This is a genomic window from Wenzhouxiangella psychrophila (assembly GCF_042310375.1).
Taxonomy (GTDB): domain Bacteria; phylum Pseudomonadota; class Gammaproteobacteria; order Xanthomonadales; family Wenzhouxiangellaceae; genus Wenzhouxiangella.
In genome coordinates this window covers 413,210-430,871 of sequence record NZ_JBHJMQ010000001.1, presented here as the reverse complement: position 1 = coordinate 430,871, position 17,662 = coordinate 413,210, and the positions used below count along the sequence as shown (strand labels likewise).

Annotated in this window: 15 protein-coding genes; 6 read left to right on the top strand and 9 right to left on the bottom strand. The window is 63.6% G+C overall.

Annotated features, from left to right (window positions below; genetic code table 11):
• Nucleotides 1-141: 141 nt before the first annotated feature.
• Nucleotides 142-963, top strand: coding sequence for a shikimate dehydrogenase (gene aroE, locus ACDC66_RS01830; protein WP_376694966.1), 822 nt, complete (start codon nt 142-144; stop codon nt 961-963).
• 16 nt (nt 964-979) lie between these two features.
• On the opposite strand, the gene ACDC66_RS01825 is transcribed toward aroE, so the two are convergent.
• Genes ACDC66_RS01825 through ACDC66_RS01815 form a run of 3 tightly spaced genes read right to left on the bottom strand, consistent with a single transcriptional unit; the run spans nt 980 to nt 3,250 of the window.
• Nucleotides 980-1,795, bottom strand: coding sequence for a symmetrical bis(5'-nucleosyl)-tetraphosphatase (locus ACDC66_RS01825; protein ID WP_376694965.1), 816 nt, complete (start codon nt 1,793-1,795; stop codon nt 980-982).
• Complete coding sequence (locus ACDC66_RS01820) at nt 1,795-2,718, bottom strand: cation diffusion facilitator family transporter (RefSeq protein WP_376694964.1); 924 nt, start codon at nt 2,716-2,718, stop codon at nt 1,795-1,797. The genes ACDC66_RS01825 and ACDC66_RS01820 overlap by 1 nt, the downstream gene beginning before the upstream one ends.
• Before the next feature lie 49 nt (nt 2,719-2,767).
• A complete protein-coding gene (locus tag ACDC66_RS01815; RefSeq protein ID WP_376694963.1) occupies nt 2,768-3,250 on the bottom strand; it encodes a dihydrofolate reductase in 483 nt (160 codons plus the stop codon).
• Between the two features lie 103 nt (nt 3,251-3,353).
• On the opposite strand from ACDC66_RS01815, the gene ACDC66_RS01810 reads away from it, so the two are divergent.
• Together ACDC66_RS01810 and ACDC66_RS01805 are read left to right on the top strand one after the other, a co-directional pair.
• Nucleotides 3,354-4,388: an alpha/beta hydrolase gene (locus tag ACDC66_RS01810; protein ID WP_376694962.1), complete on the top strand. Its 1,035-nt coding sequence runs from the start codon at nt 3,354-3,356 to the stop codon at nt 4,386-4,388.
• Between the two features lie 207 nt (nt 4,389-4,595).
• Nucleotides 4,596-5,357, top strand: coding sequence for an MHYT domain-containing protein (locus tag ACDC66_RS01805; RefSeq protein ID WP_376694961.1), 762 nt, complete (start codon nt 4,596-4,598; stop codon nt 5,355-5,357).
• A gap of 35 nt (nt 5,358-5,392) precedes the next feature.
• Here ACDC66_RS01805 and ACDC66_RS01800 read toward each other — a convergent pair whose 3' ends face one another.
• From ACDC66_RS01800 to ACDC66_RS01790, 3 genes are read right to left on the bottom strand one after another with little or no spacing between them, the layout of a single operon-like run.
• A complete protein-coding gene (locus ACDC66_RS01800) occupies nt 5,393-6,226 on the bottom strand; it encodes a thymidylate synthase (protein ID WP_376694960.1) in 834 nt (277 codons plus the stop codon).
• Entirely contained in the window at nt 6,223-7,077 is an 855-nt protein-coding gene (gene lgt / locus ACDC66_RS01795; RefSeq protein WP_376694959.1) for a prolipoprotein diacylglyceryl transferase, read from the bottom strand. Before lgt ends, ACDC66_RS01800 begins: the two co-directional genes overlap by 4 nt.
• 55 nt (nt 7,078-7,132) lie before the next feature.
• A complete protein-coding gene (locus ACDC66_RS01790; RefSeq protein WP_376694958.1) occupies nt 7,133-8,392 on the bottom strand; it encodes a peroxiredoxin family protein in 1,260 nt (419 codons plus the stop codon).
• 184 nt (nt 8,393-8,576) lie between these two features.
• Between ACDC66_RS01790 and ACDC66_RS01785 the strand changes: the two genes are divergently transcribed.
• From ACDC66_RS01785 to ACDC66_RS01775, 3 genes are read left to right on the top strand one after another with little or no spacing between them, the layout of a single operon-like run.
• Nucleotides 8,577-10,625 carry a thioredoxin domain-containing protein gene (locus tag ACDC66_RS01785; RefSeq protein WP_376694957.1) on the top strand — a complete coding sequence of 683 codons (2,049 nt, stop codon included), beginning with the start codon at nt 8,577-8,579 and terminating at the stop codon, nt 10,623-10,625.
• 27 nt (nt 10,626-10,652) lie between these two features.
• Nucleotides 10,653-12,482 carry an SLC13 family permease gene (locus ACDC66_RS01780; RefSeq protein WP_376694956.1) on the top strand — a complete coding sequence of 610 codons (1,830 nt, stop codon included), beginning with the start codon at nt 10,653-10,655 and terminating at the stop codon, nt 12,480-12,482.
• A gap of 46 nt (nt 12,483-12,528) precedes the next feature.
• Entirely contained in the window at nt 12,529-13,338 is an 810-nt protein-coding gene (locus ACDC66_RS01775; RefSeq protein ID WP_376694955.1) for a cobalamin-binding protein, read from the top strand.
• Between the two features lie 3 nt (nt 13,339-13,341).
• On the opposite strand, the gene ACDC66_RS01770 is transcribed toward ACDC66_RS01775, so the two are convergent.
• The 3 genes from ACDC66_RS01770 to ACDC66_RS01760 all read right to left on the bottom strand — a co-directional run bounded on the left by ACDC66_RS01770 (nt 13,342) and on the right by ACDC66_RS01760 (nt 17,637).
• A complete protein-coding gene (locus ACDC66_RS01770) occupies nt 13,342-14,019 on the bottom strand; it encodes a Dph6-related ATP pyrophosphatase (RefSeq protein WP_376694954.1) in 678 nt (225 codons plus the stop codon).
• A gap of 74 nt (nt 14,020-14,093) precedes the next feature.
• Nucleotides 14,094-16,559 (bottom strand): efflux RND transporter permease subunit, encoded by a 2,466-nt coding sequence (locus tag ACDC66_RS01765; RefSeq protein WP_376694953.1) that lies wholly within the window; start codon nt 16,557-16,559, stop codon nt 14,094-14,096.
• Nucleotides 16,552-17,637 carry a WD40/YVTN/BNR-like repeat-containing protein gene (locus ACDC66_RS01760; protein WP_376694952.1) on the bottom strand — a complete coding sequence of 362 codons (1,086 nt, stop codon included), beginning with the start codon at nt 17,635-17,637 and terminating at the stop codon, nt 16,552-16,554. Before ACDC66_RS01760 ends, ACDC66_RS01765 begins: the two co-directional genes overlap by 8 nt.
• Nucleotides 17,638-17,662: the final 25 nt, after the last annotated feature.

The following is a 17,662-nucleotide window of genomic DNA, read 5'->3' as shown; positions in this document are numbered from 1 at the left end:
TTTGAAAACAAGAAATTCTAGAATCGGGACAAGGGCACTTGCTCATGTAATTGAGCTGACTTTTTTCTCTTTTCTTTCTTTTATCCGTGTTCATCTGTGTTCATCTGTGGACAAATTTTTCTTTTCTTTTCACCAAGCCCGATGAGCACTCAAACATTCAAACTGGCCGTCTTCGGACAGCCCATAACGCACAGCCTGTCGCCGCGGATTCATCGCCTGTTCGGTAAACAGCTCGGCATCGACGTTGACTACAGCGCCATCGAGGCCGGCATAGACGAGCTGGCCGAGAAGCTTGCGGCATTCCGCACCGACGGCGGTACGGGCGCGAACCTGACCGTGCCGCTCAAGCAAGCGGGCCTGAGGCTGTGTACGCGCGTCGACCGGCCGGCCCGGCAGGCGCATGCCGTCAATACACTCCGCCTGGAAGACGACGGCTGGCACGGTTACAACACCGACGGTGCCGGCCTCCTGCTGGATCTGGACCGCCTGGGCATCGACCCGGCCGGCCGCCGGATCCTGATCCTCGGTGCCGGCGGAGCGGTCGCCGGTATTCTCGGCCCGCTTCTCGATCGACAACCGGAATGCGTCACCGTGGTCAATCGCACTGCCGAACGCGCCGAGCGCCTGTGCGACAAGTTCGCTCACCTGGGCAAAATCCGGGGCGGGGGTTTCGAGCCGGGAGCCTTGGACTCACCGCATGACATATTGATCCAGTCGACGAGTGCCGGCCATGACCAGGGCCTGCCGCCGCTGGAACGAGGCTGGCTGACGGAATCGGCCATCGCCTACGATCTCAACTACGGCCCGGCTCACGAAACTTTCGCGCGCTGGTGCCAAAAGCACAATGTCGTCATCCATGGCGGACTGGGGATGCTGGTCGGGCAGGCCGCGCTGGCTTTCGAAATCTGGACGGGACGGCGGCCGGATATCGCCCCGATTCTCAATGCCCTGGCGGAAGACTGAGCTGCGGATTCTCTCTTCAGTCTCCGCCGCAGTCGACCGTTTCGATACGCTGCTCTTCGCCCTCGATCACAAGCGCCGACAGCGAACCGCCCCAGACACAACCGCTGTCCAGGCAGACCACGCCTTCACCCTGATAAAGCCCCAGTTGCGACCAGTGGCCGAAGACCAGCGTCCACGTCTGCCAGTCCGGTTGAAGATGATGAAACCACGGCGCGAAGCCCGGTGGTGCGTTTCCGGGTCCGCCCTGGGTGGCGAAATCCAGGCGCCCCCCGGGACTGCAGAAACGCATACGTGTCATCACGTTGGTGATGGTGCGCAGGCGCTCGGCCTTCGGCAAGTCGGCTTCCCAGCGATCCGGCTCGTCGCCGTACATGTTGGCGAAGAATTCATCCGGCGATTCGGTCAATGCCCGCTCGACTTCCGCGGCGCGTTCACGCGCCTGCTCCGGCCCCCAGCGCGGATCGACGCCGGCGTGCACCATCGCCAGGCCGGCCGCCCGGTCGAACCAGATCAACGGTCGACGCTGCAGCCAGTCCAGTAACTCCCCGGCGCGTTCATCGTCCAGGATCTCGTCGAACTCCGCGTTGCTCTTCTCGAGCAGCCCGCGCGCATAGGCCAGAAGATGCAGGTCATGGTTGCCGAGCACCGTCGTCGAGACCTCGCGCAGTGAATGCACCAGCCGCAGTGCAGCCAGCGATTCGCCGCCGCGATTGACGAGGTCGCCGGCCAGGAAAAGGCGATCGCAAGCCGGATCAAAGCGCAGCTTTTCCAGAAGTCGCTCCAGCGGCGTACAGCAACCCTGGAGATCACCGATGAAGACCCTGCGCGCCATCAGGCTGATCGACGCATCCGTGGCGCGCGCAGCGGTGCAACGCTGACCACCGCGTCGAAAACCTCGGTCGACTCGCTCAGCAGTCGGGTGCGAACCATGGCGGCCACGCGGTTGGCTTCATCGAGGGTCAATTGCGGATCGAGAAGAATGCACACGTCCATCACGATCTGTCCGCCCATCAGACGCGTTCTCAGGTCTCGGAAGTCATGGACGCCATCGACCGAGAGGATGATCTTCGCCAACTGCTTCTGCTCGCGAGGCGGCACTCCGGTGTCGACCAGTTCGACCAGTGAATCAAAGGCAAAGCGCCCGCCCATTACAGCCACGGTGCCGGCAACCAGGATCGCGGCCACGGCATCCAGCCAGAGCAGGCCGCCCATGGCGCCAACCACCCCGGCAATGACCACGATCGACGATAACGCATCCGAGCGATGGTGCCAGGCGTTGGCCATGATCAGGTTCGAACGGGAACGCCGGGCCACCCGCTGGGTATACCAGAACAGGATTTCCTTGATTCCGACCGAGATCGCCGCCGCCCACAGGGCCAGCCAGCCCGGCTGCATCAAGCGTTCGGGCTCGAGCAGCCGAAGTACGGCGTCGACTATGAAGCCGATCGCCACGGCCAGCAACAATACGCCGACAATCGCGGTGGCGACGGTCTCGATGCGGCCGTGGCCGTAGGGATGGTTGTGATCGGCCTCGATGGCACTCCAGCGGGCGGCCACCAGCACGACTGCGTCGCTGACCATGTCCGAGAGCGAATGCATGCCGTCGACGATCAGCGCCTGCGAATGGCCCACGATGCCGGCCGCAATCTTGCCGATGGCCAGCAGGAGGTTCCAGACGGCACCAACGATCGTGACGCGGCGCTTGTCCGGCCAGTACTGGTCGAGATTGGCGTTGGTGCGAAAAGCGGCTGCCATTCGAGTTACTAATGCCGTGGCGGGCCGATCATTGTACCTGCCGATGGCATCACTCGCGTGTAGCCACCCGCTCGAAGGTCGCGAAGACCAGGTTGTAGGGATTGTTGTCGTCGGCCGGTCTCGACTGCATCGCGGACAATCGCCACTCCGCTGTCGGCCATTCGGGGAAGACGGTATCGCCGGTAACCACCGCATCGATCAGGGTCAGTTCCAGCCGGTCGGCCCGGGGAAGCGCTTCGCGGTAAATCTGGCCACCGCCGATGACCATCACTCGCTCGGAATCCGCCAGTTTGAGCGCTTCCTCGAGGCTGCCGGCCAGCACGATACCCTGGGGCACATCCGGACGGGAACGGCTGATGACGATGTTGGCGCGGCCGGGCAGCGGCCGGCCGATCGACTCGAAAGTCCGTCGCCCCATGACAATCGGGCAGCCCATGGTGACCGCCTTGAAGTGCTTGAGATCGGCGGGCAAATGCCAGGGCATATCGCCTTCGTCACCGATGACGCGATTGCGAGCCATTGCGGCGATCATGACCACTTCCTGCACGGCTGGAACCTTTTTACACGAAAATTCGATGATACCTTCTGCCGAGTTGAGTAGGCTGTTGAACCACACGAATCAAGCAATCTCGCCCATGCACCCGTACGCCCTCGGATACCGCTTTCGCCCTGCGCTTGTACTTCTGATCATGGGCCTGACCGGGTGCGCAAGCTATATCGGTGAACGCATGGTGCGTGCGCCGAACCTCGATCATCCGACCGGCATATTCAACGAAGAGTTGGACGAGGCCTGGGAATCACACGCAGCCAGACACTTCCTGGTCGAGCGGGCCCGTGTCGATGCTCCAACGGACGGCATCGAACTGCAGGTCGGTGTACTGCCGAGCGGCGACTATCCCAACCGGATGGAGATCGAACGAGACGGCGGCTCGATGTCGATGGGGTTCCACACCGGATTGCCAATGGGGCCGCCGAGAACGCCGTCCAGGGGCACCATCATCGCCATACACGGCTGGCAGGGTGAGCATCGGGCAATGTTTCCCCACGCCATGGAACTGGCCCGAGAAGGCTGGGATGTCGTGCTCTACGATCAGCGCGGCCACGGTCGCTCAGGGGGTGAGATCGTCACGTTCGGTGCGCGCGAGGCAAGGGATCTTCAAACCATCATCGACTGGACGCGCAACCGCGAGCAATACACACCTCCACTGGTCTTGTTCGGAGTCTCGATGGGCGCGTCCGCGGCTTTGCTGGCCGCTGCCGACAGCCAACCCGACGCCGTGGTCGCCGTCGCGCCGTACGCACGGCTCGAAACCGCGCTGCCCGGCGCACTTCGGCACCTTGCGCCTTTCTACATCCGCCCTTTCCTGTCCGAAGGCCGAATGGACAGAGCGCTGGCCCATGCGCGGGACCGGGCCGACCTGGCGCTGAACGACGCGGCGCCGATCTCCCGTGCTGGCGATATCCATGCGCCGGTATTGTTGATCCACGGCGAGGCTGACCGTCTCGTCCCCGTGGAGCATGCCCGGCAGTTGAACCGGACGCTGCCCGATGCCACCCTGAAGATCGTCGATGCACCTTCGCACGAGGCACTGATACTCGACCGCGACGCCGTCCTGGAACTGGCCATTCCCTGGCTGGAACAGGCCACATCGGGGCAAGTCCGCCCCTGAAGGCATATCTGAAAGGCTCTGTGCGGGATCGGTGCTCGGCCGGCAGCGGGGCGACGTCCGCGACCGAACGCCGCGCACCCCCTGCCGGTGCCGTCGCGATGCGGCCGAATCCATCGCCCTTCACAATCCATTGCCGGCAATAGGCAAAAATTCTCCCCTGGGCCGCATTTATACGCGGCGCCTATCAACCAAGGGAAGGAAAATCTCATGCAAAGTTTCATCGGCAGCCACGATCTGGCGCTGGTTGCGCTGTCCTACGTCATCTCGGTCGTCGGCGCCCTGGTCAGCCTCTACCTCGCCGACTTCATCGTCGAACGCAACGGTCGTATCAACTTCGGGTGGCTGACGCTGGCCGCCGTGGTCTTCGGCGGCTGCGCCATATGGGCCATGCACTTCATCGGCATGCTGGCTTTTCGCATGGACGGACCGGTGACTTACGACATCGGCACGACATTTCTGTCGCTGGGACTGCCGGTCGCACTCTCCGGCATCGGGCTGTATGCGGCCTACCGCTGGCGCGAGAGTACCTCGGCCTGGCTGTTGGCCGGTCTGGCGTTCGGGTTGGGCGTGGCGGCGATGCATTACGTCGGCATGTCAGCCATGCGCATGCCGATGGCGATGCAGCACGACAATCTGATTACCGCGCTGTCGATCGGTATCGCCATCGCGGCCGCCACCGCCGCCTTGCGCATCATCGTGCACTGGCGAGGCGCCTTGCGACTGTTCAGCCCGCTTCTGATGGGCCTGGCGGTATGCGGCATGCACTACACCGCCATGTCCGGAATGAGCTTCATACCGATCGAAGAAGCCGGGGCCGGAATCGACTACTTCCAGGGCGCCTGGACGGAGAATGCCATCGGATTTCTTGCCGGTCTGTGGGCAACCATGGCGCTGTTCATCGGCGCGGCACTGGCCGTGTTTCGCACGCTATCGAGTGTCGATGATCTCGAATCGCTCGAAGGTGCCTGAAGCGCGCATTCGGCAATCAGCGTCAGCCTGCATCGTCACACCGCAATCGGCGCGCGAATGGCCGGGTGGCACTCGTAGCCCTCGAGCCGGAAATCGTCGTACACGAAGTCCCTCAACCGCTCTCTGCGGTTGACCAGGTGCATGCGCGGCGCCCGATAGGGCTCGCGCGAAAGCTGTTCATCGACCTGCTCGAGATGGTTGAGGTAGATGTGGGCGTCGCCGAAGGTGTGGATGAACTCGCCGGGCTCCAGATCGGTGACCTGCGCAACCATCAGCGTCAGTAGCGCATAACTGGCGATATTGAAGGGCACGCCCAGGAAACAGTCGGCCGAGCGCTGGTAGAGCTGGCAGCTCAAGCGCCCGTCGGCGACGTGGAACTGGAACAGGCAATGGCAGGGCGCCAGCGCCATCCGGCCGGCCTGGGCGTTGTCCTGCGGCGACAGGGACTCGTCGGGCAGGTCGGCGGGATTCCAGGCCGATACCACGTGCCGGCGCGAGTCGGGCCGCTGACGAATCTGTTCGATGACCTGTTCGAGCTGGTCGATATGCCGGCCGTCCGGCGTGGGCCAGGCGCGCCACTGCGCCCCGTAGATCGGGCCCAGGCTGCCGGTCTCGTCGGCCCACTCGTCCCAGATCTTGACCCCGTGCTCGGTGAGATAGGCGATGTTGGTCTCGCCGCGCAGGAACCACAGTAGTTCGTGGATGATCGACTTCAGGTGCAGTTTCTTGGTCGTCACCAGCGGAAAGGAATCCGACAGGTCGAAACGCAGCTGGTGGCCGAACACGCTCAATGTGCCGGTCCCGGTGCGATCGGCCTTACGCGTCCCGTTGTTCCGGACGTGGCTCAGCAAATCGAGGTAGTTGTTCATGTACGGCTCCTGTAGGCCCAGACCATCAGCGCAACGCCGGCGAGGAACATCGGCAGGGAGAGAATCTGCCCCATGGTCATCCAGTCCAGGGCGACGAAGCCGATATGCGCATCGGGCTCGCGGAAGAACTCGGCGATGAAGCGGAAGGCGCCATAACCGGCGAGAAAGGCGCCGCCCACCGCGCCGGTGGGTCGCGGCCGGGCCGAATACAGCCACAGGACCACGAACAGCGCCAGCCCCTCGAGCGCGGCCTGGTAGAGCTGGGAAGGATGGCGCGCGAACTCGTCCAGTGCGCCGGTCAGGTACTGCTCGTAGAGCGCCTGCGAAGTCTGCCCCGCACCCCGGATGGACTGCGGAAAAATCATCGCCCAGGGCACGTCCGAAGTCCGCCCCCACAATTCACCGCCGATGAAATTTCCGATCCGGCCGGCGGCCAGGCCGATGGGCACGAGCGGCGCGGCGAAGTCGCCCAGGCGGATGAATCCGCAGCCCAGGTGGCGGCCGTAGGCCCAGAGCACCACCAGCACGCCGACCAGGCCGCCGTGGAAACTCATGCCGCCGTCGCGGATCATGAACAGGAACAGCGGATCGGCCATGAGCTGGTCGAAACCGTAGAAGAGCACGTAGCCGAGCCGGCCGCCGACGATGACGCCGATCACGCCCCAGAACAGGAAGTCCCCGACCTGGTGCGGCTCCATCGGCGCATCCTCGCGCCGGGCCCGGATGCGCCCCAGCAGCCAGAACGCCCCGAAGGCCACCAGGTACATCAGGCTGTACCAATAGATGGCGAAGCCGCCGATCTCGAAGGCGACCGGGTCGATGCTGTGGAAGTAGAACTCCGACTGATTCATGGTCGGAGATTATCGCAGATGAACGCCTGGATATTGGATCTCCGCTCTCCGACCGTCAGGGGTCGGCTCGATGATCCGCATCCAGCTTTTTCAGGGCCCGCGGCCAGCAGTCGTCCCAGAAAGACGGTCCCGGCCCGCCACACAGGAGATCACCATCGCGGTCGACCAGGTACTTGGTGGGATAGGCGGCAACCCGGTAGGCGCGATGCATCGGGCCCTCGAAGGCTTCGGCGACCTGCGGGAAGGAATGGTCGAACTCGGCGGTGAATTCCTCGATGGCACTTTCCGGATCGTTAGTAATGCCGACCAGCGCAAGGCCACGCTCACCCCAGCGCTGATGTATGTCTGCCAGCCTCGGTGCCTCCTTCAGGCAAGGGCCACACCACTGCGCCCAGAAATTCAGCAGGACGATATCGCCTCGGTAGTCGGCGAGATCGACCGAGCCGCCGTCGACTGCACTCGCCTGGAAGGCTGGTGCCGGGGCGCCTTCGCTCAGGGACGGCCGGTCTGCCCTTGCCTCGTCCTGCCGAATCAGCGACAGGTGGCGTCCGAACGGATCCACACTGAATGCATACGTGTGCTCCCCGATATTGACGTAATCGTCGAGTACCCGAAACCGCTCCGGCGATTCGCGCGACTCGCCGCCGCGCCCGTCGGCGTCGAGGTCGAACCAGATCGACCGATCGGGGTAATCGTATCGGCCGGAACGGCCGTGCAGTTCGAACGGTACCCTCTGCCCGTCCACGCGAATCTCGCCGCGTCGTATCGTTTCGGAATTCCACACCCCGCGCGGTCGATCGTCGTCTTCGCCGGCCGCCGGAAAGATCACGAACCGGGACTTGACCGGAAACTCGACGGGCTTGCCGTCCGCCTGCCCTTCATCGACCGTTTCGAAACGCACTGAGTAGCGGCCGTCGGTCCCTTCGAGCCGCCATCCTTCCTCGTCGGCGAGACTGCCGTCTCCATCCACGTCGGCATAGAGCCGATAGCCGGCCTGCGGCGTGCCGAACACGGCGAATCCCCGGTTGAGCTCACCGAATACGAAATTGATGCCATAGCCGATCAAGGGTGAGTCGGTATCGGGCAGCTCATCAACGATAACCATGTGATCCGCGTTGCGCTCGCGCTGAGCCTTTGCAAAATCCGAATACTGCGATTCCGAGAGCAGTCCCGGCGCCCAGTCAGGCTGTGGAATCAATTCCGGTTCCGACGTCTCAAACACCAGGCGCTCACCGTCTTCGCCAACTGCCGCAATGGGCACCGGACCCACCAACGCCGCGCCAATAATCGCGCTGGATATCGCCATTGCCTTCATTCAAGACCTCCTCGTGCCACCAGTCGCCGGAAAGAAACTATCACAGTCCCCCGCCAACCGCGACCGAGTGGGTTCTCGAGCTCACCCCTGAACCCTGAACCGACGCCAAGCGTCGTCCCGGACACCGATCCGGGACCTCGCAATTTTGCGCGAAACCTGAAACGCGAACGCTTACCATGACGCCATGAGCCAGCAGAAACCGGAAAACCGCCTGGGCGACGCCCTCAGCCCCTATCTCCTGCAGCACGCCGGCAATCCCGTGGCCTGGCAGCCCTGGGATCGCGAGGCGCTGGCCATGGCGCGCTCGCTCGACAAGCCCATCCTGCTGTCGATCGGCTACAGCGCCTGCCACTGGTGCCACGTGATGGCTCACGAAAGCTTCGAGAACGACGAGATCGCCGAGCGCATGAACGCGTATTTCGTCAACATCAAGGTCGACCGAGAGGAGCGACCGGATCTGGACCAGATCTACCAGTTGTCTCACCAGCTGCTGACCGGTCGCGGCGGCGGCTGGCCGCTGACGCTATTTCTCGACCCGGCCGGACACGCACCGTTTTTCGCCGGCACGTATTTTCCGCCCGAGCCGCGATACGGCATGATCGCCTTCGGTGACCTGCTCGAGCGCATTCACCAGGTCTGGTCGACCCGGCGCGATGAGCTGCGCGCCCAGCACCTGCAGGTACAGGAAGCCCTGCAGGCGGTCGCCACGCCCACCCCGGCCGGCGACGCCGACCTGGACTCGGCCCTGGACTCGCTCAGTGCCGAAGCCGGCGCGCGCTTCGACCCCGACAACGGCGGCTTCGGCGGCGGGCCGAAGTTTCCGCAGGCGCCGCTGCTTGCCGCGCTGGCCGAAGTCGACGGTGAGCATCCGGCGCAAATGCTCGGCGACACGCTCAGTGCCATGGCCCGACACGGGCTGCACGACCACCTCGGCGGCGGCTTCTTCCGCTACTGCGTCGATGCGGTCTGGGAGATCCCGCATTTCGAGAAGATGCTCTCCGATAACGCCCTCCTGCTGGGCCTCTACGCCCATGCGGCCGCGCGCTGGAAGCGTGCGGACTTCCACGCCGTATGCGAGCGCCTGGTCGAATGGCTCGAGCGGGAAATGTCACTCGACAACGGTGGCTTCGCCGCCAGCCTGGATGCCGACAGCGAGGATGGCGAGGGTGCCTACTACGTGTGGAGCCGCAAGGCGGTGGCCGAAACGCTGACTTCGGCCGAGCATGACCTGTTCAGCGCCCGATTCGGGCTGGACGGACCGCCCAATTTCGAAGGCGAGCACTGGCACCTGGTCATCGCCCGCTCGCGCGGTGAACTGGTGGAAGAAGACCTCGATGAAGACGAAATCGACGCCCGTCTCGAATCCGCGCGCCAGCGGCTGCTGGCCGCCCGGCAGGAGCGCCCGGCCCCCGGTCTCGACGACAAGATGATGGCCAGCTGGAACGGCCTGGTGATCGAGAACCTAGCTTTGGCCGGAAAGCTTCTCGGGCACGAGGACTGGCTCGAACGGTCTGCACGCGCACTCGACGCTGTGGCGGTGAACCTGTTCGGCCAGGAACCGCCGCGGGCCGTCTGGCGCAATGGGCGCAGCGCGCAGACCGCCCTGCTCGACGAGCACGCCAATGTATTACTCGCCTGCCTGCAACTGCTTGGCTGGCGCTTCGAGACGCGCTGGCTCAACCTGGCCCGGCGCATCGCGCGCCGCATCATGAGCCAGTTCACCGATGCGGCCAGCGGTGCGCTGCACCTGACGCCGAGTGACCACGAGACCTTGCTGACCCGGCCGCTGGCCCACGCCGACGACGCCACACCGGCCGGCGCCGGCCAGGCGGCGCTCGGCCTGGCCCGACTGGGGCACCTGCTCGGCGACACGGCGCTGCTCGACGCCGCCCGGCGGGCCATCGAGGCCGCCCGGGGCGATATCGAGCGCTCGGCGCTTGCCCACGCGACGCTGCTGCGCGCCTGGCACGGCCTCGAGCATCCGCGACCGCAGGTGTTGCTGGCCGGCCCGGAAGATCCGGTCGCCGATTGGCACCGTCAGCTGGCCGGGCGAGACGATTGCGAGGTCTACCGTCTGCCGCCGGATTTGGCTGCCGAGGATCTACCCGAACAGCTTCAATACTTGGTCGATAGCGAGCGGGGCGTGGTCATGGTCTGTATGGGCCAACGCTGCCTGACGCCCGTCCACGCGCTGGCGGACCTGCAGGCTCAACTATCCGAGGGCGCCGACTGAGGCGTTTGTGCGTAAAATCGGCAACCTATGAGTCTCGCCCTGCCCAACTATCACGCACTCGGCGTGCTGCTGCTGGTGCTTCTGGCCCTGGTGCTGTTCTCGCGCGACCGCATTCCGCTCGAGACCAGTTCGCTGGTGGTGCTGGCCATGCTCACGGTCGGCTTCCAGGTTTTTCCCTACATTGCCCCCGACGGGCGCGAGCTCAGCCCCACCGACTTCTACGCCGGCTTCGGTCATCAGGCGCTGATCGCCGTGTGTTCGCTGATGATTCTCGGTCACGGGCTGATCCGATCCGGCGCCCTCGAACCGGTTGGCCGCGGCCTGGCCATTTGCTGGCGCAAGGCGCCGGCCCTGTCGATGCTGGCGACGCTGCTGGTCTGCGCGGTCTTGAGCGCCTTCATCAACAACACGCCCATCGTGGTCATGCTGTTACCGATCCTCATCGGTGTGGCCATCCGGACCGGGCAATCGCCCTCCGGCATGCTGTTGCCGGTCGGCCTGATCAGTATCGTCGGCGGTATGTCGACCACCATCGGGACCTCGACCAACCTGCTTGTGGTCGCCGTGGCGGCCGATATGGGCGTGGCGCCTTTTCGCATGTTCGACTTCATCGTACCGGCGGCGATTGCCGGCGCGGTCGCCGTGGTTTACCTGTGGTTGATCGCCCCCAGGCTCATTCCCAACCGCGAGGTGCCGCTGCAGTCCACGGTCAAGCGCCTCTACACCGCGCAGATCCGCCTGGGCAAGTCCAGCGAGGTGGTCGGCAAGAAGCTGGCCGAGGCCATCGAACGCTGCAGCGGCAACCTGAAGGTCGAAAAGATCCAGCGCGGACCCGGCGTGTTCGTCACCCCGCTGCCTGACGTGTTGCTCAAGGCGGGCGACCGCATCACCACCACCGACACCCGCGACAACCTGCGGGAGTTTGCCCACCTGCTGGGCGGCCGGCTGTTTTCCGGCGACGTTGAGGTCGATGACGCTCATCCGCTTGGACCCGGCGACCAGAAGATTGCCGAAGTGGCCGTCACCCCGCAGTCGCGGCTGGTGGGTTCGCGCATCTCGGAAGCGCGACTGCTGTCGCGCTACGGCCTGCGACTGCTGGCCCTGCATCGCTACAACCGCGAGGACCAGACCCGCTCGACCGGTCTGGACAACACGGTGCTGCGTTCCGGCGACGTGCTGCTGGTACAGTCTTCCGACTCCCGACTGGCCCAGGTCAAGGACGGGGGCGATCTGCTCGTGCTCGACGGATCGGTCAACCTTCCGAAAACCTCGAAGGCACCAATCGCGCTCGCCATCATGTCCGCGGTGGTCGTCGTTGCCGCCTTCGGCATCCTGCCGATCGCGATCAGTGCCGTGGCCGGCGTGCTGGCCATGCTGCTCACCCGCTGCCTGGACTGGAAAGAGGCCATGAACGCCCTGTCCATCCAGGTGGTGATGATCATCGTCGCCTCGCTCGCACTTGGCGCGGCGCTGATGCGGACCGGGGGCGCCGACTGGCTCGCGCAGATCTTCCTGGCGCTGAGCTTCGGTATTCCCTCATGGGCCATCCTGGGCCTGCTGATGCTCGCCATGGCCGCCCTGACCAACGTCGTCTCCAACAACGCCGCGGCCGTCATCGGCACCCCCATCGCTATCAGCCTGGCGCAGCAGTTGATGCTGCCCGCCGAACCGTTCGTGCTGGCCGTCCTGTTCGGCTCCAATCTGAGTTTCGCGACCCCCATGGCTTACCAGACTAACCTCCTGGTCATGAACGCCGGCGGCTACAAGTTCAACGACTTCGTGCGCGTGGGCTTGCCGTTGATGCTGGTGCTCTGGGTTGTACTGACGCTGACGCTGGCGTATGCGTATCAGATTTAGGTTTCAGGGTTCAGGGTTCAGGGTTCAGGCGGGGGCATTCAGACTCATGCGAGTGCTCGCGTGGGCGCTGCTGATTGTATGCGCCGGCGTATCCGCAGAAGATCAGCCTCGGGTGGTGAGCCTGGCACCGCATTTGACGGAGCTGGCCTTTGCCGCCGGGGCGGGCGATGCGCTGGTGGGCGCGGTAGCTTACAGCGACTGGCCAGAGCCGGCGCGGGAACTGCCGCGCATCGGCGACGCCTATCGTTTCGACATGGAGACAATCCTGGGGCTGGACGCTGACTTGGCGCTCGCCTGGCGCGGCGGCACGCCGGAGGCGGTTGCCAGCCGGCTCGAGGAACTCGGCATCGAGGTGCTCTGGGTGGAGACAAGAAATCTTGCCGACATCGGCGATGCACTGGAGCAAATCGGCTCGCGCCTCGACGCCCCGGAACCGGCGCGCGAGGCCGCCGATGCCTATCGCCGGGAACTGGCATCCTCGAAGAGCCTCAACCGGGGCGAGCACGATGTCTCGATTTTCTACCAGGTCTCGGCACGCCCGCTTTTCACGCTTGGCGGACGACACGTCATCACCGAAGTGTTCGAATCCTGCGGCGCGAGTAACCTCTTTGCCGATCTCGACACCGAAGCCACCGCGGTTGACCGGGAGGCCGTCATCAGCCGCTCCCCGGAACTGATCATTGCCGGCATCAACGAACCGGCCGATGATCCCCTCTCCGTCTGGCGCGACACGCGAATGGTGGAGGAAGGTCGGACCCGTCTCGTGTCAGTAGATCCCGAGCGCCTGGTGCGCCCGACTCCCCGCATCGTGGAAGGTATCGAGTACGTCTGCGAACTGGTCCGAAAAGTAGATTAGTCTTCAGGCCGCCGGCTCGAGATCGATCATTAGATAGCGCTCGTGCGCCAATACGCGCTCCCCCGGCACGACTTCGATGGGCACGTCGAAGCCCGGACCGTCACAGACGAAGGTGTGGAATTCGCCATTCTCTCCGCAGGGGTCGATACCGGCGGGGAGGCTGTTCAGCAAATCGGCGTCGATGTGTTTTCCCAGTAGCGATTCGGGCAGGACTTGCGTGTCGATGCAGGTGATCACGACCCGCCAGCGTTCATCCACCAGCTGTTGTGCCAGACGATCGGTTGCCGTCTGCCAGATCGGAAAGACCGGCTGCCATCCCATGCGTCGGAAGCTCCGCTCGCGCCAGCGCCGAATATCATCCAGGAAAAGGTCGCCACAGGCGACGTGTTCAACGCCCGCTTTGCGATGGACCGCAAGGCCTCGGGCGAGGCGTTTTTCATATTCGCGATTGTCGCAGCCCTCGGGGAGCCCGACGACCGTCAGGGGAAGGCCGAGTGACTTCGCCTGGGCTTCGAGCAGCGCCTCCGAGGTACCGTGCATGGCTACACGGCGGTTGGTCTCATTGACGGTGGTGACCAGGGCTTCGACGCGCCAGGCGGAATCCTTCCGCAGGGTGTCGAGCATGTACAGGCTGTCCTTGCCGCCGGAGGACAGGACGACAATCGGTATGGCTTCGCTCATTGGCTTCGCGGGGCCGTGGTCCGTGGTCAGACACTACAGACCACAGACTCCTGACCACAGACCCCTGGAAACCATCAGGCCGCCTTGCGGCCTTCCCGCCAGCCCAGCAGCACGCGGGCCAGGGCCGGCAGGAGGAGCATCGCGCCGATCATGTTGAAGATGAACATGAAAGCCAGCAACAGGCCCATGTCAGCCTGGAACTGAAGGTCGGAGAACAGCCAGGTGCCGACACCCACGGCCAGGGTCACGGCGGTGTAGAACACCGCGCGGCCGGTCAGGCGCAAGGTGCGGTAGTAAGCGTCGTCGAGCCCGACTCCTTCATCGATGAAACTCTTCATGCGGCTGAATATGTAGATGCCGTAATCCACGCCGATACCCACACCCAGCGCAACCACCGGCAGGGTATTGACCTTCAGCCCAATGCCCATGAACGCCATCAGCGAATAGGCCAGGTAGCTGACCAGCACCAGCGGCAGCACGATGCACAGGGTGCCGAGTACGGTCCGGAAGGTAATCAAGCACAGCACGACGATCGCACTGTAGACGTAGAGAAGCATCGGGGTCTGCGCCGCGGCGACTTCCTGGTTGGTGGCGGCCATGACGCCGACATTGCCGGTCGCGAGCCGGAAAATCAGCGGCGGATGCTCGCCCTCCTCGGGCCAGTGCCCGTGGGCAGGCTCGCCCCCGGGCGTGTATCCCAGCGAATCGACTTCGATGTCGTCCTGTAATTCGTGAGCACGACTGACGACTCGATCGATGGTCTCGGCCTTGTGGTCCTCGGTGAAGACCATGATCGGCATGGCGCTGCAATCCCGGTTGAGCAAGCCGCTGTCGGTCGGAATGTTCTGCGTGGTCAAGGCCAGTGCGTATCTGTCCCTGGGCAGGATCTGCCAGCGCAGATTGCCCTCGTTCCAGCCTGCATTGACCTGCTTGGCGACCATCGGCAGCGTGATCACGCGCTGGACACCCTCGACATTGCTCATGTGCCAGGCGAAACGATCGATCGAGTCGACGATCCCGTGCGATTCCGTGCAGGCACTGGCTTCGGTCTGGGCGATGATGCTGATCACGTCAGTGCCGAGTGAAAATCGCTCCTGGATGGCCCGTGCATCCCGGTTGTAGCGCGCGTCCTCGCGCAGTTCGGGCACGCCAGGCTCGGAGTCCCCGATCTGCATGTCCTGGGATTTCATCCAGGCTCCGGCAAACAGGACAACGCCGATTATTACAGCCGTGACGGCCACACCACGATGCGTGAACTTGGCCATGAAGTCCCAGATCATGCTCGGCTTCTGGCTGTTTTCGTACTGCTTCCGGCGCTTCTTGTCTTCGTTGCGCAGCTGGATGTAGGAAAGCAGGACCGGCAAGAGCACCAGGTTGGTCAGGATGATCACCGCAACACCGATGCTGGCCGTGATGGCAAGTTCCTGGATGATCTGGATACTGATCAGCAGGATGGTCAGAAAACCGATGGTATCGCTGAGCAGTGCGATGGCGCCGGGGGCAAGAAGCCGCGTGAAGACGGCCTTCGACGCCTCCAGGCTGGATACGGTTTCAACCTGCTCGAGCGGAATACCCTCCTGCACGAGACCGATCGGCGAGGAACCACCAAACAGTTTCTCGGCGTTCCAGCCGCTGATCATCTGAACCCCGTGACTGACCCCGATTGCGAAGATCAGGAAGGGGGTGAGAATGTTCATCGGGTCGATACCGAAGCCCAACAGGCTCAGCAGGCCCAGCTGCCAGACAACCGCCGTAACCGAACAAACCAGCGGCAGGACCGTCAACCAGACCGAGTGCGAGTAAAGGAACAGCAGGAAGGCGGTAATCAGGAAAGCGACGCCGAAATACATCACCACGCCACGGGCGCCATCGGCCACGTCGCCGACAATCTTGGCGAAGCCGATGATGCGAACGACGTGGTCTTCGCTCTCGAACTCCGAGCGTATTTCCTCCAATTCGGCTGCAACCGCCTGGTAATCGAGTTTCTCGCCGGTCTCGGGGTTCTCTTCAAGGAGATTCACCCAGACCATGGCGCCGGAGAAGTCCTCGGCGACTAGTCGACCGACCTCGCCGGATTTGATGATGTTCGACCGGACGGTTTCGAGCATTTCCGGGGTGGGCGAAAAGTCGGCCGGAATGACATTGCCGCCCGCAAAACCGTCCTCCACCACTTCCACAAACCGGACGTTGGGCGTGAATATCGAACGCCCTGTTGATCGATCAACGCCCTGGACGTAGAGCACGTCTTCGCTGAGTTCCTCGAACTGCCTGAAGAACTCCGGGGTGAACATGTCGCCATCGCGATCGATCAGGGCGACCATCACCCGATTGGCGCCGCCAAAATTCTCCTCGTAATCGAGGAAGGTCTGCATGTACTCGTGTTCGAGCGGCAGCTGCTTCTTGAAACCGGCATCGACGCGAAGCTGCAGACTGTAATAGACCATCGCCGCCGTCCCGAGAACGAACAGCAGAAGAATCAGGGGCCGGACGCTGAATACGGCGTTTGCGATGCGGCGGGTCAAAGTTGTCGAATCACTCATTTCTCAATCCACCCTCTCCGGCCAGAATCAGGCTGCCGTCCTCGGCGAACGCGACAGCCGCGTAATCGCTGCCCAGGCGATCCTGAGACGCCTGGAACGTCCCGGTATGCGGGTTGTATCTCAACACGGTGGCACCCGCACCGACCAGTACCGGATAACCGTCCGGATCGATGCCGCCGCCGAGCAGCGTGGATTCGACACCCGAAATGATTTGTTCCCAGGTGTCACCAAAGTCGCGGCTTATCTGCACGTTACCGCGCAGGCCGAATGCCATCACGCCGCCCGAAGTCGGGACCAGCCCGAACATCGAACCCGGATAAGGAAAGCGGAAACTCTCCCAGGTTTCGCCGCCGTCGCGACTGCGAAAGCCGTACCCGCCTTCGGAGGCAAGCATCACTCGTTGATCGTCGAGCGCGAGGATGGCGTTCAGATGGCATTCCATGAACTCGTAGCAGCCGCGATCGAAATCCTGGGAAGCGTCGTAGAATTCATCGGCGGGTTCGCTTTCCCCATTGTCGTCAGCGGCTTCATCCTCGGCATCGGGCGTCTGCCATTCGATCGCCTCTGAGGTCAGAACATCTTCCATGTGCGTTGCCGTCCAGGTTCGACCCGCGTCATCGGTACGCATGATCAAGCCGTAAGCGCCCACGGCGAGTCCACGGCTGGCATCGAAAAAATGCACATCGAGCAGGGGCTGTTCGGAAATCGGGCCGTCCCACAGCGGCTTGAAATGCTGGAGGGACCACGTCTGGCCCAGGTCGCTGCTGTAAATGATGGCAGTGTCGTGACCGACCGCCCAGAGCCGGCCACCAACGAAGTCCACCCGTGTCAGGGTCGAACGCACCGGCACCGACTCCGCCTGTTCCCACTCCCTCCCATCGTTGGATAGCAGCACGTGACCGCGGGCGCCCACGGCCACGTATCGCTCGCCGGCGCGCGTGATGTCGAGAATCAGCGACTCATCGGCAAGGGGTACGCGTTCGGCCTCCTTGGGCTGAATCTCACCGGGCTGTTCCTGGGCTTGGAGCAGCACGGGCAGAAACAACAACATCAGCGCTAGGTGCTTGAGTTGACTCATGTAACTGGACTCCGAGACGCAAGGG

Bases quoted from the DNA above. Each gene is read 5' to 3' on its own strand.
- aroE (WP_376694966.1), top strand. From the start codon at position 142: ATGAGCACTCAAACATTCAAACTGGCCGTCTTCGGACAGCCCATAACG.
- ACDC66_RS01825 (WP_376694965.1), bottom strand. From the start codon at position 1,795: ATGGCGCGCAGGGTCTTCATCGGTGATCTCCAGGGTTGCTGTACGCCG.
- ACDC66_RS01820 (WP_376694964.1), bottom strand. From the start codon at position 2,718: ATGGCAGCCGCTTTTCGCACCAACGCCAATCTCGACCAGTACTGGCCG.
- ACDC66_RS01815 (WP_376694963.1), bottom strand. From the start codon at position 3,250: ATGATCGCCGCAATGGCTCGCAATCGCGTCATCGGTGACGAAGGCGAT.
- ACDC66_RS01810 (WP_376694962.1), top strand. From the start codon at position 3,354: ATGCACCCGTACGCCCTCGGATACCGCTTTCGCCCTGCGCTTGTACTT.
- ACDC66_RS01805 (WP_376694961.1), top strand. From the start codon at position 4,596: ATGCAAAGTTTCATCGGCAGCCACGATCTGGCGCTGGTTGCGCTGTCC.
- ACDC66_RS01800 (WP_376694960.1), bottom strand. From the start codon at position 6,226: ATGAACAACTACCTCGATTTGCTGAGCCACGTCCGGAACAACGGGACG.
- lgt (WP_376694959.1), bottom strand. From the start codon at position 7,077: ATGAATCAGTCGGAGTTCTACTTCCACAGCATCGACCCGGTCGCCTTC.
- ACDC66_RS01790 (WP_376694958.1), bottom strand. From the start codon at position 8,392: ATGAAGGCAATGGCGATATCCAGCGCGATTATTGGCGCGGCGTTGGTG.
- ACDC66_RS01785 (WP_376694957.1), top strand. From the start codon at position 8,577: ATGAGCCAGCAGAAACCGGAAAACCGCCTGGGCGACGCCCTCAGCCCC.
- ACDC66_RS01780 (WP_376694956.1), top strand. From the start codon at position 10,653: ATGAGTCTCGCCCTGCCCAACTATCACGCACTCGGCGTGCTGCTGCTG.
- ACDC66_RS01775 (WP_376694955.1), top strand. From the start codon at position 12,529: ATGCGAGTGCTCGCGTGGGCGCTGCTGATTGTATGCGCCGGCGTATCC.
- ACDC66_RS01770 (WP_376694954.1), bottom strand. From the start codon at position 14,019: ATGAGCGAAGCCATACCGATTGTCGTCCTGTCCTCCGGCGGCAAGGAC.
- ACDC66_RS01765 (WP_376694953.1), bottom strand. From the start codon at position 16,559: ATGAGTGATTCGACAACTTTGACCCGCCGCATCGCAAACGCCGTATTC.
- ACDC66_RS01760 (WP_376694952.1), bottom strand. From the start codon at position 17,637: ATGAGTCAACTCAAGCACCTAGCGCTGATGTTGTTGTTTCTGCCCGTG.